The organism is Acinetobacter sp. YH12151 (assembly GCF_013418355.1).
Classification (GTDB): domain Bacteria; phylum Pseudomonadota; class Gammaproteobacteria; order Pseudomonadales; family Moraxellaceae; genus Acinetobacter; species Acinetobacter pseudolwoffii.
This window is the reverse complement of sequence record NZ_VPCG01000018.1, coordinates 20100-33866: the sequence shown is the minus strand read 5'-3', so window position 1 is coordinate 33866 and position 13767 is coordinate 20100. Positions and strand designations below refer to the sequence as shown.

At 39.1% G+C, this 13767-nt stretch carries 14 protein-coding genes and 2 pseudogenes; 5 read left to right on the top strand and 11 right to left on the bottom strand.

The window, feature by feature from the left end; genetic code table 11:
- Positions 1–11 precede the first annotated feature (11 nt).
- On the top strand, positions 12–1850 hold the full coding sequence (typA, locus tag FTU82_RS08550) for a translational GTPase TypA (RefSeq protein WP_005097994.1): 1839 nt from the start codon (positions 12–14) through the stop codon (positions 1848–1850).
- Positions 1851–2034: 184 nt separating this feature from the next.
- A pseudogene (locus FTU82_RS08545) lies at positions 2035–2139 on the top strand (MscL family protein); the annotation flags it as partial.
- A 198-nt stretch (positions 2140–2337) separates the two neighbouring features.
- On the opposite strand, the gene FTU82_RS08540 reads toward FTU82_RS08545, so the two are convergent.
- The 6 genes from FTU82_RS08540 to FTU82_RS08515 form a co-directional block, all read right to left on the bottom strand.
- On the bottom strand, positions 2338–3456 hold the full coding sequence (locus FTU82_RS08540) for an IS1182 family transposase (RefSeq protein ID WP_004907341.1): 1119 nt from the start codon (positions 3454–3456) through the stop codon (positions 2338–2340).
- 110 nt (positions 3457–3566) lie between these two features.
- The gene (locus tag FTU82_RS08535) at positions 3567–3854 is read right to left on the bottom strand and encodes a CopG family ribbon-helix-helix protein (protein ID WP_130114556.1); all 288 of its coding nucleotides are present in this window, start codon (positions 3852–3854) and stop codon (positions 3567–3569) included.
- Between the two features lie 95 nt (positions 3855–3949).
- Complete coding sequence (locus tag FTU82_RS08530; protein ID WP_130114557.1) at positions 3950–4108, bottom strand: acetyltransferase; 159 nt, start codon at positions 4106–4108, stop codon at positions 3950–3952.
- 11 nt (positions 4109–4119) lie between these two features.
- On the bottom strand, positions 4120–4410 hold the full coding sequence (locus FTU82_RS08525) for a hypothetical protein (RefSeq protein ID WP_180101248.1): 291 nt from the start codon (positions 4408–4410) through the stop codon (positions 4120–4122).
- Between the two features lie 12 nt (positions 4411–4422).
- The gene (locus FTU82_RS08520) at positions 4423–5103 is read right to left on the bottom strand and encodes a hypothetical protein (protein WP_180101247.1); all 681 of its coding nucleotides are present in this window, start codon (positions 5101–5103) and stop codon (positions 4423–4425) included.
- Complete coding sequence (locus FTU82_RS08515) at positions 5103–6140, bottom strand: hypothetical protein (protein ID WP_180101246.1); 1038 nt, start codon at positions 6138–6140, stop codon at positions 5103–5105. The genes FTU82_RS08520 and FTU82_RS08515 overlap by 1 nt, the downstream gene beginning before the upstream one ends.
- A gap of 2003 nt (positions 6141–8143) precedes the next feature.
- Between FTU82_RS08515 and repM the strand changes: the two genes are divergently transcribed.
- Positions 8144–9091, top strand: coding sequence for a replication initiation protein RepM (repM, locus tag FTU82_RS08510; RefSeq protein WP_130114554.1), 948 nt, complete (start codon positions 8144–8146; stop codon positions 9089–9091).
- 6 nt (positions 9092–9097) lie between these two features.
- Entirely contained in the window at positions 9098–9433 is a 336-nt protein-coding gene (locus FTU82_RS08505) for a hypothetical protein (protein WP_046661254.1), read from the top strand.
- 4 nt (positions 9434–9437) lie between these two features.
- Here the strand turns inward: FTU82_RS08505 and FTU82_RS08500 are convergent, their stop codons facing one another.
- From FTU82_RS08500 to FTU82_RS08490, 3 genes are all read right to left on the bottom strand, one after another.
- The gene (locus FTU82_RS08500) at positions 9438–9701 is read right to left on the bottom strand and encodes a type II toxin-antitoxin system RelE/ParE family toxin (protein ID WP_125728846.1); all 264 of its coding nucleotides are present in this window, start codon (positions 9699–9701) and stop codon (positions 9438–9440) included.
- Between the two features lie 43 nt (positions 9702–9744).
- Positions 9745–10524: an APH(3')-VI family aminoglycoside O-phosphotransferase gene (locus tag FTU82_RS08495; protein ID WP_058199817.1), complete on the bottom strand. Its 780-nt coding sequence runs from the start codon at positions 10522–10524 to the stop codon at positions 9745–9747.
- A gap of 299 nt (positions 10525–10823) precedes the next feature.
- Entirely contained in the window at positions 10824–11942 is a 1119-nt protein-coding gene (locus FTU82_RS08490; RefSeq protein ID WP_180101245.1) for a transposase, read from the bottom strand.
- Between the two features lie 100 nt (positions 11943–12042).
- Here FTU82_RS08490 and FTU82_RS08485 point away from each other — a divergent pair.
- Positions 12043–12381: pseudogene (locus FTU82_RS08485) on the top strand (MscL family protein); the annotation flags it as partial.
- 100 nt (positions 12382–12481) lie between these two features.
- On the opposite strand, the gene FTU82_RS08480 reads toward FTU82_RS08485, so the two are convergent.
- Both FTU82_RS08480 and mutM read right to left on the bottom strand, forming a co-directional pair.
- Entirely contained in the window at positions 12482–12766 is a 285-nt protein-coding gene (locus FTU82_RS08480) for a peptidylprolyl isomerase (protein WP_005097992.1), read from the bottom strand.
- Positions 12763–13623 carry a bifunctional DNA-formamidopyrimidine glycosylase/DNA-(apurinic or apyrimidinic site) lyase gene (gene mutM, locus FTU82_RS08475; protein WP_005097991.1) on the bottom strand — a complete coding sequence of 287 codons (861 nt, stop codon included), beginning with the start codon at positions 13621–13623 and terminating at the stop codon, positions 12763–12765. The genes FTU82_RS08480 and mutM overlap by 4 nt, the downstream gene beginning before the upstream one ends.
- Positions 13624–13767 lie beyond the last annotated feature (144 nt).

The window sequence follows — 13767 nt, the reverse complement described above, 5'->3', positions numbered from 1 at the left end:
ATTGAATTTACATGTCAGATATTAAAACTCTCCGTAACATCGCCATTATTGCGCACGTCGATCATGGTAAAACCACTCTTGTAGACAAACTTTTGCAACAATCAGGTGCTCTCGGTGATCGCGCGGGTGAGATTGAGCGTGTCATGGATTCTGGCGCTATCGAAAGTGAACGTGGTATTACCATTCTTGCAAAAAACACTGCAATTAAATGGACGGATGCACGTACCAATACTGAATATCGCATTAACATCGTGGACACCCCGGGACACGCCGACTTCGGTGGTGAAGTTGAACGTGTAATGTCGATGGTTGACTGCGTACTTCTTCTTGTCGATTCACAAGAAGGCCCGATGCCACAAACACGTTTCGTAACGCAAAAAGCGTTCGCACGTGGTTTGAAGCCAATCGTAATTATTAACAAAGTTGATAAGCCAAGCGCACGTCCAGACTGGGTGATTGACCAGGTATTCGATTTGTTCGATAACTTGGGTGGTTCTGACGAACAGTTAGACTTCCCGGTCGTTTATGCATCTGGTCTTCGTGGTGTGGCGGGTCCTTCTCCAGAAGAACTTGCTGACGACATGACGCCATTGTTCCAAACAATTGTAGACATCGTTGAACCGCCAGCAGTTGACGTTGATGGTCCATTCCAAATGCAAGTGTCTTCACTTGACTATAACAGCTTCGTAGGCGTTATCGGTGTTGGTCGTATTCAACGTGGTTCAGTTAAATTGAACACGCAAGTGACTGTAATCGATAAAGAAGGCAAAACACGTAACGGTCGTATCTTAAAAATCATGGGTTATCATGGTTTAGACCGTGTGGACATCGAAGAAGCCAATGCAGGTGATATCGTTTGCGTAACGGGTATTGATGCATTGAACATTTCTGACACGATTTGTGATCCGAAAGCTGTTGAAGCGCTTCCACCGCTTTCTGTAGATGAACCTACAGTCACAATGACATTCCAGGTAAACAACTCACCGTTTGCTGGTAAAGAAGGTAAATTCGTAACTTCACGTAACATTCGTGAGCGTCTAGATCGCGAATTGATCCACAACGTCGCATTACGTGTTGAAGACACTGACAGTCCTGACCGTTTCAAAGTATCTGGCCGTGGTGAACTTCACCTTTCAGTTTTAATTGAGAACATGCGCCGTGAAGGCTTCGAGATGGGTGTATCTCGTCCGCAAGTCATCTTGAAAGAAATTGACGGTCAAATGCAAGAACCGTACGAAAACGTGACTTTTGACGTTGAAGAACAGCACCAAGGTTCTGTAATGGAGCAAATGGGCAGCCGTAAAGGCGAGATGACCAATATGGAAGTTGACGGTAAAGGCCGTATCCGTATTGAAGCAACTGTTCCTTCACGTGGCTTGATCGGTTTCCGTTCTGAATTCATGACGATGACTTCAGGTACGGGTATCATGACATCAAGCTTCTCGCATTATGGTCCAATGAAACAAGGTCAAGTTGCGAAACGTCAAAACGGTGTGTTGATCTCTATGGTTCAAGGTACTTGCCTGGGCTATGCATTGTTCACATTACAAGACCGTGGTCGTCTATTCGCTAAGCCTCAGTTAGAAGTTTACGAAGGTATGATTATTGGTATTAACTCACGTTCTGACGACATGACTGTGAACCCGACTAAGGCAAAACAGTTAACCAACGTACGTGCATCTGGTACTGATGAAGCATTAACACTTGTTCCTGCAGTTGAATATACGCTTGAACAAGCGCTTGAATTCATTGAAGATGACGAACTAGTTGAAGTAACACCGAAGTCAATCCGTATCCGTAAGCGTTATTTGACTGAAAACGAACGTAAACGTAACCGTTCAGGTAAATAATCTGTAGATTATTGATCTAAGATTCCTAAAGCCGCAATCTTTTCAAAGATTGCGGTTTTTTTTGTATTAAAATTTTAACTAGAACGATAAATCTTATAAAAAACATCACCTTATGTGAAAATGAAATCACTTATAATTAATGTATAATTCATCACAAACTTTAAAATGAATTATTGGAGAAAAAATGAGTATTATTCAAGAATTTAAAGAGTTTGCTGTCAAAGGCAATGTGATGGACCTCGCGGTCGGTGTCATTATTGGTGGAGCATTTGGTAAAATTATTGATTCTTTTGAAGAACTTGCAAAATTATTGTCCCAGCCGACACAGCTGTAGCTCCTCTTAAAAAAGAGGCTTTTTTTTAATCAAACCCGAGTTGCGCTATGATTTTAGGGATCAATCATCTTGTTTCTCCATATCTTAAACAAGCTGATGCGTTGACCTGTGTCAAATATTCAATCATTAAGCACTTAATCAATTGCCTTGTCGTCACCTCAAAAGTCGCATCAATTGATCGGCTGTTTGAGCAATCAAACCAAACATCAAATGACTCATCACCTTAGCGTGACCTCGATAATAAATCACCCGACCGCCAAACTCATCCTTTAAACGGGCATTACTGCGTTCAGCACTGCTACGGGTTTTATATCGCTGTGCTTCCGCTTTGCAAAATTCTATTTTTTCACCCTGACGCTTGTTGTGATCAATCAACGGAACACGACCTCTTGATCTCACAAACTCTCGAATATCCGTACTACAATAACCTGCATCCATCAGCTCATAACATGCCGTAACACGCTGTTCACTCATCAACGATAACGGCAGGGCAACACGACTATCATGAACGACCGCACCCGTCAGATAAGCACTGATCACTACACCACAACATGCTGTATCTAAATGAAGCTTGTAGCCTTTGGTACTCTCAGAATACCCTTTTGAGTTCGTTTTTGTGCCAACAGAACAGCCCGTAGGTAAATCTCGGAGCATTTCAGGAAGTGTCTGTGTGAGTTGAATCTGAATGGCAGTTAATATTTTAGTGGTCAAGGTCTTAGGCGAGTTGAATGCAGGGCGACCTCGTTTTTTGGCAGGCGGTTTTACAACAGGAGGGAGAACTATTTTCTCAACACCTTCGCGTGCTGGAATCATGGTTGCATCACGGCTAATATGACCGATTAACGTATCCGCAAGATTGGACTTCACCATCTGCTCATGAACGCGAGTGGTTAGTTTACGCGCTGCAAATTCAGCAAAAACACGGCTAAATGTCCCTTCGCTGGGTAGTTTTTTATACAGATTGAAGCCGCAAATTCGCCGCAATCTACGATCAACTTCTAGGCGTTCAATCAAGCCCCGTGTGGTGACGATACCAAGTTCAGCTTTTGCAATAAAGGCACATGCCAAAGCGCAGCGGTCAGCAGGAGGTCTTCCCACAGCACACCCTTGATATTGGTATACCAAGGATTCGATGTCACTCCACTCGAGCACACGAATAATGCGTTCGAGCTTTGAGCTGATGCCGTCTAAATCGGCTGCGACTAAAGGAATAAGTTCGTATTGTAAGGCTTGAAACCGTTGTTTGAGAAAAGGGCTTAATGTAGTATTCATGCTGTAGATGTTAGGGTGTTGGTTTAGAAGCTCATTTTAACATCTACAACTTTTTTCAAAAAATGTTAATTCAGGCTGTTTGTGGAGTTTTGCAAGTGCCTCAATCTTCATTATTTATTAGCAGCCAATCGTGCCAAGGTTGCAGCTCGTTTTGCTGCGAACTTTGCTTCTACGTCCTCATGCGAAATAAGATTTCCTGCATTCGCTTGGTCTAAGCCAATTTGGACTTGTTGTTGAAACCATGCATCATAAGATGCGGCTTCCTGTTGCTGTTTGACAAAATCACGCATGAAATCACGTAATAATTGCGCTCCACTACGATCAAGACTTTTAGCAAAACTAGAAAAATCTTGTTTTAACGATTCCTCGACTCGGAATGTGAAAGTTGCTTCAGACATGGTATCCACTCCAATGTGTTACATTTGAAATCTAATATAACACAAAGTGAATTAATTGGTTGAGATACCAATCTCAATAACCTTTTCTGTATCCATCACATATCAGCCAACCGTTTAAAGGTTTTTTCATGTCGGATTAGAATCTTTTTGGTCAGTAATCTGACAAGTTTTTCGCCCTCTATCCCTGTCAAATCAAGCTCTTTGATGGGTTTAATCTTGGGACGATCAACAATTTCAACGCCATATTTTTTCATTCTATATATTCCTAAAAATAATAGAATTTCAAACTAAGAAAAACGGCTGAAAGTATTGCTGTTACTACAATCCCACCAACTTTGTTGCCTAGCCGATTCTTGGAGAAAAGGAAAAATCCCACTCCAACCAACATGAAAAAACCAACAAACAAAGAGATTCGGGCTTGTGATGGCTCAATTTTAAATATTGCACCCATAGCTAATTCGAAAAAAATCGCCATGGCAAAAAAGACAGTAAAAGCCAAGCCAGCCACGATAAAACTGATTTTAAAATCTTTAAAAAACACATCACTTTTCTGCATAAAACTTACTTCTCAATTAACAATTTTAAAAACTAGACCCATTCCAACAATCACGGTCACTAATAATATTTTCAGCCAAAAGTTAGTATTTTTAGCCTTTAAAACATCCTGTTTAAGTGCTTGCTCTGACTTTGAAAATTTATCTATCTCGGTTTGAATCGTATCCATATATTTTGAAATTTTTTCCAACTTTCCTGCTTGCTGTTCATTTTTAAGTGATAACTCAGTATTGGATTGCTCCAGTTGTTTATTTAAATTGATCTGTTGAATCAGTTTGTTGGCTTGTTCAGAATTACTGGCTTGAAGTTCCTCAAAAAACTGATCTTGCTCTTTAGATTCTTCAATAAACTGCTTCACTCTAGCAGTCAGTTTTATATTGTTATCTTTAAGTTTTTCATTCTCTTGCTGTAGAGATGTTTTAGATTCCTCTATTGTAGAAAATTGCTTTTTTAAGTCGGTGAGCTGTCGCTGTAACTCAATATTTTCCTCAAAATGGCTAGTTCCAACTTCATCAAGTAAAAAATCACAATACTTAAAAAAATCGGGTTCCGTCAGTGGAAAGGGCATTGCATGAGAATTTTTCAAATGTTCGACTATTTCACGCCAACTTTTACCAGTGCGATACAGCTCGGTGATTTCATCCTGTCGGCTCTCAAGCCATCTGCGCTTATTAAAATAAGGAGTTTTAACCATCACTCAATATCCTTGTAGTAACTATCGTTGTAAACGTAGCCATCAGGACTTTTGCGCTGTAAAAACTTCTTACCGTCATCACTGCTTTTCCAAGTCAAAAGTAACTCTCTTGAACTTTGATTGGCTTGATCTTTAATGGCCCTGAAATATGTATGGATTTCACTATTATTTTTAATTTTTGGCGTTGAAGCACGGACATAGCTTAGGTTTAACTTTCGTCCACCTGCACTTAAAAAACTGCGATTCATTTTTGACTGAAAATAGGCGGTGAACATGCCGTATAGTTTGCCGATCTGCACACGTACACCACGATAACCAATGTATCCCTCTAGACTGAGAAGATACTTTTCAAAATGCTCTTTTACATCAGTATTAGACTTATTTTTTTGAAAGCTATTCACCAAGTTAACGCCACGCTGGCGCACAGCTTCAAAGGCATCTTGATTTAATCGCCATGTAAAATTTGTTGCATGCCTAGTATTTTCACTTAAACCGATTTCCTGCAACTCTTTGATGCTTTTGGCTCTTTTTGTCAGTTGCAAAAATACATAATCGCCCACTGTTAGGGTTATCTTTCCAAAGGTTTCAGCGCCTTTAACTTGCTTAGAAATTTGATCATTTAAATAATCAAGATGGTCATATTTATTTTGGATAATCTCACCATCGGGCAAGCGTAGCAGCAAGTCATTTACTCGACAAAGCAAAAGCAAAGTCGGGGGTCTAAGGGTATATAACTTATTTTCATTTTTCGATTTATCACGCAAGTAACGATAAAAATCAGCTTCGGTTAGATTTTCTTTCTGAAAACAACCGCCATTCGCAACGATGCAACAAAATGTACTTTGTCCGGATAAGAATTTTCGATATTGCTGTTGTGGTGTATTTAGCAAACCATAGCGGTCATTCCACTTTTCAAGCATGGATTCTGCATTACTAAAATTTGTCGGTTTAACTAAAACCGCAAAATCATAGCCCTTCGAAAAACAAGCCAATACGGTATGGGTTAGCTCTTTCGTACCAGTGGTGTAATAAATCATTTTTTCTTATTTAGTCCAAAAATTTAATTATCAATATACCCTCATTTGTAGATTCTTAAAGGGATTCTGAGGATTTTTTTAATAGTTATATTTAAAGAACTGCTTTTCGGAATTTATAACCAGATTATGCTATCGCATAATAAGCAGTTCCGAAATTTGACTTGACACGGTATCTGCTACGCATAAGATGGGTTTTGTAGATATTGTTTTTCAGTTGGACTGCCAATCCATACATTCAATTTTCCTTAAATTGTTTGTTCATGGATTGCCAACCATGAACAAACAACATCGCCCCTTTTCGCAACGTGCCAAGTTGTGAAAAGTTTTATCGGTGAAGCTGCATACGTCCGAAAGGTAGTTGGTGCGGCTACGATAGGGGCTAGAGGGTGTGAGTCCCTCTTTCTACCTGTTACAAAAGTTATGTTCCTGTTTTTACAGGATGCTAGTAGGGCGACACGGACACGGGCATTAACGGGTTATCAGCGTTTTAAACATGCGACTGGTAACTTAGTGAATTAACCCTGTTTTATTTGTTACGGATAGTCATCTCAAGGATTGAGTAATGGCGTTAATAACCGCTTGGCAGATGCTTCGTAAGGGCATAGTCAAGGCGCACAGGTGGGCTTTTGAGGTGATCGTGAGGTCACAGGGGAATGAGGTGTTAAACTGGATTTCTCGGCACGTCATGGTGAATTGCTGAATTCGTAGAGATACGTTGCAATTTGCTCTGGCGGTCAATGGATAGCTCAAGCCTGTAAGGTCGGCTCTGTCAACACACAACTATAGAATAGTTGATGGCAGTCGATATGCGTAGAGTAAGTGCTTTACCTTATTGATTTAACTAGACAATATAACCCCGACAAGACTTGGAACTGCGGTTGGGTGAACATGGAATTGAGTTTAGTTAAGTTAGAGATAAGCGTACTACTCATCAAGACAAATAAGACTAACGTGGGCGCACTTCACACCGTTTGAGTTGTAGATATTTAATTTCTGATTGATTAGTTCACAGAAAAGCGATTCTAGGCAAACAACGAGGTGGTGATCGGTGACGATCTTTAGAAGTGTTAGAGAATCAGACAAGTACAAAACCCTTAATCTTTAAGGGTTGCAGTCACTCCGAGCGAATAAAAACGTAAGTGGTGATAATTGGGAAAGTCTATGCCGATAAGTTGGTGATGTTTAAGGTGATTGAAAACAGATTTTTTTCGGTAATATTCGAGTGGTATCAACATGCTTTGGCTAGCATGATTTACCGAAAAAACTGTCTTAAAACGATTCTACAATCGTGAAAATTAGTTGTCTTGGCAGACAATGATATTTTCAAACTGTCGTTGCAGTATAAATACGTACAAATTAGCGGTTTTTAAGAACCCAGTCCTCTTTAAGAGGCTGGGTTTTTCCACTCAACAACTAGAATTCATTTAATTGCCCACCATTTGCGTTTTAAGCGATTTTTAAATGCACAACGTAGGGTAGATTAAAAAAATAATAAAAACCTCCATAGTGCCGCTTTTTTTGCGTTTAATCGCTATCTTTAACGAGTGTCTACGAGTGACACAAAGAAAATTCGCTTACTCCCCTCTCTGAAAAACCGCTTTTGCTTTTTTTAAATTACTGGAGATAGTTTTTAGCGAGTGTCTACGAGCGACACATTGAAGCTTTTGCTTTTCAAAAAGTATGAGCATAGCGAATACATTATCAGTGCTTTTGACTTTGCTTTTGCTCTTGAAACGACACGAGCGAAGCGAGTGCCATAGCCTTTGATTTTTATTCTTTTGGGCTTTTAATATATTTTAAAGCTTTTAAATACTTTTAGACTGGATGAAATCCGCACAGGGCTTGGGATACAGCTAGTATATGACACCAAATTCTATTAGATAAAGCACCAAATTCTATTAGATAAAGCACCAAATTCTATTAAATAAAACACCAAATTCTATTGATTTAACACCATAAATAAAATATGGTGCTAAATATAATAATGCAATTGTATTTTTAATATGAAAAATGAATTAATAGTTAAAGATAATGCTCTGATTAATGCTAGCTACAATCTTGAGTTAACCGAACAAAGGCTCATTTTATTAGCGATCATGTCTGCAAGAGAATCTGGACTAGGTATTACAGCGGACAGTACAATTGAAATACATGCAAAAGAGTATGCCGACAGATTTAACGTAACAATTGATGCTGCATATAAAGCTCTTAAAGAAGCAGCTAATACTCTTTTTGAAAGAAAATTTTACTATACAAAACAAGTACATGATTACCCGCAACTAAAAATATATATGTTTAAATCTCGTTGGGTTAGTCGGATTGCATATGCCGATGATTTTGCAACACTAGCAATTACTTTTGCTCCAGATGTAGTACCACTGATTACTCGACTAGAAGAACGGTTTACATACTACCAATTCAAGCAGATAGCTCAGCTCACCAGTAAATATGCAATTCGCTTGTATGAATTACTGATTGCATGGCGTGAGATTGGTAAAATGCCACTTATTGAATTGTCTGATTTTCGGAAAAAAATAGGTGTTGAACCTGATGAATATCAAAGAATGGAGTTATTTAAAAGGCGTGTATTAGAACCGGCAATTAAACAAATTAACGGACACACTGATATAACTGTGTCGTATGATCAACATAAAAAAGGACGTACTATTTCAGGCTTTTCATTTAGATTTAAACAGAAGCAACAGCCTAAAATTGAAAAACTGATTGATCCAAAGCGCGACACTAATACTCCTGATTTTTTTATCCAAATGACCGATGCACAGCGCCATCTATTTGCAAATAAAATGTCTGAAATTCCCGAAATGTCTAAGTATTCACAAGGAACCGAAAGCTACCAACAGTTTGCTATTCGTATTGCAGATATGCTTTTACAACCTGAAAAATTTAGGGAACTTTATCCAATCTTAGAAAAAGCTGGATTTAAGAGATAAAAAACAATGAATAAAAATACTTTTATCAAAAAATTCTTAGAAACTTATGTAAATACAACCACAAATCACCCTGATGAATCATACGACCACATAGATTTTGATGTAATGATTAGTCCCAAATATGAAAATAGAAGCTGTATTGCTGTATTTTCAGGTGATCATGGAATATTCCCGATTATTTTAGAAATAACAGATAACCCATACCATATGGAACTTGGATATATTGATGTCTTTCTAATTTCAAATAAGCCAGTCAGAAGAAGTAAAAAGCAACGTGACTTATTGAAGTTAATTATGAAATATCTACAAGAAAATAGTTTGCTGAAATTTAGTCATGACTAAATTTTCAAGAAATTTGTTGTGATGTATGTAAAACCCTCAAAATACGCACATTTTCAGTAATGTCATACACCACAACATAGTGAGGATGAACAACTAACTCTCTTGTTCCTTTTTTCTGTCCAGTTCTCCCCATGAGATTATTATGAGCAAGCAAACTAACTTTTTCCCGAATTAAATCATCCAATTCAATTGCAGCAATTGGATTTCTTTCATCAAGATAATCATAAATTCTTTCACGATCTTGTTCTGCATCTACGGTCCAAAGAATCGACGTAAAATGACAATTAAGTATTTTTAGAAAATGCTTGGAATCAATTCAATTCATCAAGTTTTAAAAAATAATTCCTTTTGTCAGGTCTATCATTTTTTAAATGCTTTAAAAATATTTTAGCAGTTTCCTCCGATGCATCCTCTCTTAGGCAACGTTCAACAAAGGATATATCTACAAACTCATCTGCTAACCCAGCACGGCCAAGATCTAAAAAATAAATTTCATTGAATTTATCTATAAAAATATTACTATCCGTGATATCGCCATGAGAAAAAACCAATCTTTCTTCAACACGAGTCTCATTTAACTCATTCCATAGACTTAGGTAAGTTTTATGGTCTCCCCATAATTCAGCGTCAAAATCATCTTGATCTATATCATCAAGGAGTTGGTTATCAATAAAAAATTTTGACTCTTTTAACCGATGATCAATGTTTGAAATAAATGGACAATCAATAATAGCAATTGAATTTAACAGATTGAGTACCTCCTTATAGATAGCAAGCAATTCTTGGTCTGTTAAAAAAAGCGCTGAAATTGGTTTTGCATTGATCGCTTTAGTGATCATGAATTCAAACTGCTCATCCTGAAAAGTCATGATGAGTTCAGGCACCTTTAACTTCTCAGAGAGCCAACTCAACATTTTCGCTTCACGAGAAACACTGTATGTGGTCGCTGTATATAAAGTGCTAGATCGCTTAAGAAAAAAAGTTTCATTATTTCGATTAAAAGAATAAACATCCGATGGCGACTGACCAATTTTATTTGGCTCTAAAACGCTGTTTCCAATAAATTGTTGAATAATATTGGGCAATTCCATCAAGCTTTCCTTTTATTCAGTATTAAAAACCCCGCAAATGCGAGGCCTAGTAAATAGATGATCTTAATTTGGTTCACTGTAGCAAAAATATGGCTTATTCCCTAGAAGAACTTGCAAAATTATTGTCCCAGCCGACACAGCTGTAGCTCCTCTTAAAAAAGAGGCTTTTTTTTAATCAAACCCGAGTTGCGCTATGATTTTAGGGATCAATCATCTTGTTTCTCCATATCTTAAACAAGCTGATGCGTTGACCTGTGTCAAATATTCAATCATTAAGCACTTAATCAATTGCCTTGTCGTCACCTCAAAAGTCGCATCAATTGATCGGCTGTTTGAGCAATCAAACCAAACATCAAATGACTCATCACCTTAGCGTGACCTCGATAATAAATCACCCGACCGCCAAACTCATCCTTTAAACGGGCATTACTGCGTTCAGCACTGCTACGGGTTTTATATCGCTGTGCTTCCGCTTTGCAAAATTCTATTTTTTCACCCTGACGCTTGTTGTGATCAATCAACGGAACACGACCTCTTGATCTCACAAACTCTCGAATATCCGTACTACAATAACCTGCATCCATCAGCTCATAACATGCCGTAACACGCTGTTCACTCATCAACGATAACGGCAGGGCAACACGACTATCATGAACGACCGCACCCGTCAGATAAGCACTGATCACTACACCACAACATGCTGTATCTAAATGAAGCTTGTAGCCTTTGGTACTCTCAGAATACCCTTTTGAGTTCGTTTTTGTGCCAACAGAACAGCCCGTAGGTAAATCTCGGAGCATTTCAGGAAGTGTCTGTGTGAGTTGAATCTGAATGGCAGTTAATATTTTAGTGGTCAAGGTCATAGGCGAGTTGAATGCAGGGCGACCTCGTTTTTTGGCAGGCGGTTTTACAACAGGAGGGAGAACTATTTTCTCAACACCTTCGCGTGCTGGAATCATGGTTGCATCACGGCTAATATGACCGATTAACGTATCCGCAAGATTGGACTTCACCATCTGCTCATGAACGCGAGTGGTTAGTTTACGCGCTGCAAATTCAGCAAAAACACGGCTAAATGTCCCTTCGCTGGGTAGTTTTTTATACAGATTGAAGCCGCAAATTCGCCGCAATCTACGATCAACTTCTAGGCGTTCAATCAAGCCCCGTGTGGTGACGATACCAAGTTCAGCTTTTGCAATAAAGGCACATGCCAAAGCGCAGCGGTCAGCAGGAGGTCTTCCCACAGCACACCCTTGATATTGGTATACCAAGGATTCGATGTCACTCCACTCGAGCACACGAATAATGCGTTCGAGCTTTGAGCTGATGCCGTCTAAATCGGCTGCGACTAAAGGAATAAGTTCGTATTGTAAGGCTTGAAACCGTTGTTTGAGAAAAGGGCTTAATGTAGTATTCATGCTGTAGATGTTAGGGTGTTGGTTTAGAAGCTCATTTTAACATCTACAACTTTTTTCAAAAAATGTTAATTCAGGCTGTTTGTGGAGTTTTGCAAGTGCCTCTTTTGTAAAAGATATCATCATGCCAATCGTTAGCTGGATTTTAGGTGGTGATGTTGACTATTCTAACTGGTTCCTGGTACTGGGTGATAATCCTAATAATGTCACTTCTTTGACAAATGCACAGGCTGAAGGCCTGAATGTATTTGCTTATGGTAACTTCCTAACGATTCTGATTAATTTCCTGTTGTTGGCATGGGTGGTATTCTTACTGGTGAAAATGATGAATAAACTTCGTCGTAAACAGGCAGAAGAAGCACCTGCACCTGAAGCCACCCCTGAAGATATCGAATTATTGCGTGAAATTCGTGATGAATTGAAAAAACGTCCTGAAGCATAAGCGTTCTGACACAAATAAAAAACGGCGCCTCTTGCGCCGTTTTTTTAATCCGCCTAAATCCCCCCTTTTGTTAAAGGGAGGTGGGGAGAGATTTATAAGATTAAAAATCCATTCGGAACTTAATTTCTACCAAATGAAAACCAAACTGGCTTTTGACCGGACCATGTAAGACCCGTTCAGCAGCCGTAAACACCAGCTTATCAATGACAGGCACCAGTTGGCCTTTTTTCACTTCGCCCAGTTCTCCGCCACGCTTGGCAGAATTACAGGTTGAATATTGTCTGGCGATTTTATTAAAGTCAGCGCCACTCAAAATCTTCTTTTTAAGCTGCTCGGCAGTTTCTTTATCTTTAACCAGAATATGACGCACAATGGCTGTTTTCATGACTTTTTCCCTCGTACAGTTGCCAGTTTTTTGACAGGGAGTTGCATCTTTTTCAAAGGCTGACATTCTGGACAGAACACAGAAGCACGTTGTCCCAGTTTAATATTTTCAAGCGTGGTCTCACAGTTCACGCACATTTCCCCGGCACGACCATAGGCCAGCAGCGTTTGCTGAAAATAGCCATTTTCCCCCATGGCGTTGGTGTAATCCCGTAATGTCGACCCGCCTAAATCAATGGCCTGTTTTAATATGCGCTTGATTTCCAGCACTAATTTTTCGATCTGTGCCAAGCTTAAAGTCGAGGCGGGTTGTGCTGGATGAATGCCCATATTGAACAGACTTTCGGTTGCATAAATATTGCCGACACCTACCACCACATGGTTATCCATAATCGCAACTTTGGTGCCAACATTTTTATTTTTCAATTTTTCAAATAAATACTGAGAATTAAAATTTTCACTCAGGGGTTCTGGTCCCAGCGTATCAATCAGTTTGCTTTGTGACTGCGCATCCAGCCATAAAATACAGCCAAAACGACGCGGATCATGATAACGCAGTTCAATATCATCAAACTGAATAATCAGATGATCATGTTTGCGTAATTCTTCAGTTGTTTCACACAAACGAAAGCTGCCAGACATGCCTAAATGCCAGAGCATGGTGTCGTGCTCAAACTCAGCCAGAATATATTTGGAACGGCGCGACAGGTTGAGTAATTTCTGCCCGACCAGCTTTTGTATATTTTCGGGAATGGGCCAACGCAAACTTGACTGACGGATTTCAACCCGTTTTACACGTTGTTCTAACAAGGGTAATAAACTGGTTTTGGTGGTTTCTACTTCTGGTAATTCAGGCATAACACATCAGAGGCGAGGGAGATGCAGCTAATATTGGGCGAATTTACGGAGATTACAAGTCTTAATGGGGATGCAACCATTAGAAAATGACTGGGGATTTTATGTTTATTGGAGGTGTAAGAGCTTAAAGAATAAGCTGTTTTT

Bases quoted from the DNA above. Each gene is read 5' to 3' on its own strand.
- typA (WP_005097994.1), top strand. From the start codon at position 12: ATGTCAGATATTAAAACTCTCCGTAACATCGCCATTATTGCGCACGTC.
- FTU82_RS08540 (WP_004907341.1), bottom strand. From the start codon at position 3,456: ATGAATACTACATTAAGCCCTTTTCTCAAACAACGGTTTCAAGCCTTA.
- FTU82_RS08535 (WP_130114556.1), bottom strand. From the start codon at position 3,854: ATGTCTGAAGCAACTTTCACATTCCGAGTCGAGGAATCGTTAAAACAA.
- FTU82_RS08530 (WP_130114557.1), bottom strand. From the start codon at position 4,108: ATGAAAAAATATGGCGTTGAAATTGTTGATCGTCCCAAGATTAAACCC.
- FTU82_RS08525 (WP_180101248.1), bottom strand. From the start codon at position 4,410: ATGCAGAAAAGTGATGTGTTTTTTAAAGATTTTAAAATCAGTTTTATC.
- FTU82_RS08520 (WP_180101247.1), bottom strand. From the start codon at position 5,103: ATGGTTAAAACTCCTTATTTTAATAAGCGCAGATGGCTTGAGAGCCGA.
- FTU82_RS08515 (WP_180101246.1), bottom strand. From the start codon at position 6,140: ATGATTTATTACACCACTGGTACGAAAGAGCTAACCCATACCGTATTG.
- repM (WP_130114554.1), top strand. From the start codon at position 8,144: ATGAAAAATGAATTAATAGTTAAAGATAATGCTCTGATTAATGCTAGC.
- FTU82_RS08505 (WP_046661254.1), top strand. From the start codon at position 9,098: ATGAATAAAAATACTTTTATCAAAAAATTCTTAGAAACTTATGTAAAT.
- FTU82_RS08495 (WP_058199817.1), bottom strand. From the start codon at position 10,524: ATGGAATTGCCCAATATTATTCAACAATTTATTGGAAACAGCGTTTTA.
- FTU82_RS08490 (WP_180101245.1), bottom strand. From the start codon at position 11,942: ATGAATACTACATTAAGCCCTTTTCTCAAACAACGGTTTCAAGCCTTA.
- FTU82_RS08480 (WP_005097992.1), bottom strand. From the start codon at position 12,766: ATGAAAACAGCCATTGTGCGTCATATTCTGGTTAAAGATAAAGAAACT.
- mutM (WP_005097991.1), bottom strand. From the start codon at position 13,623: ATGCCTGAATTACCAGAAGTAGAAACCACCAAAACCAGTTTATTACCC.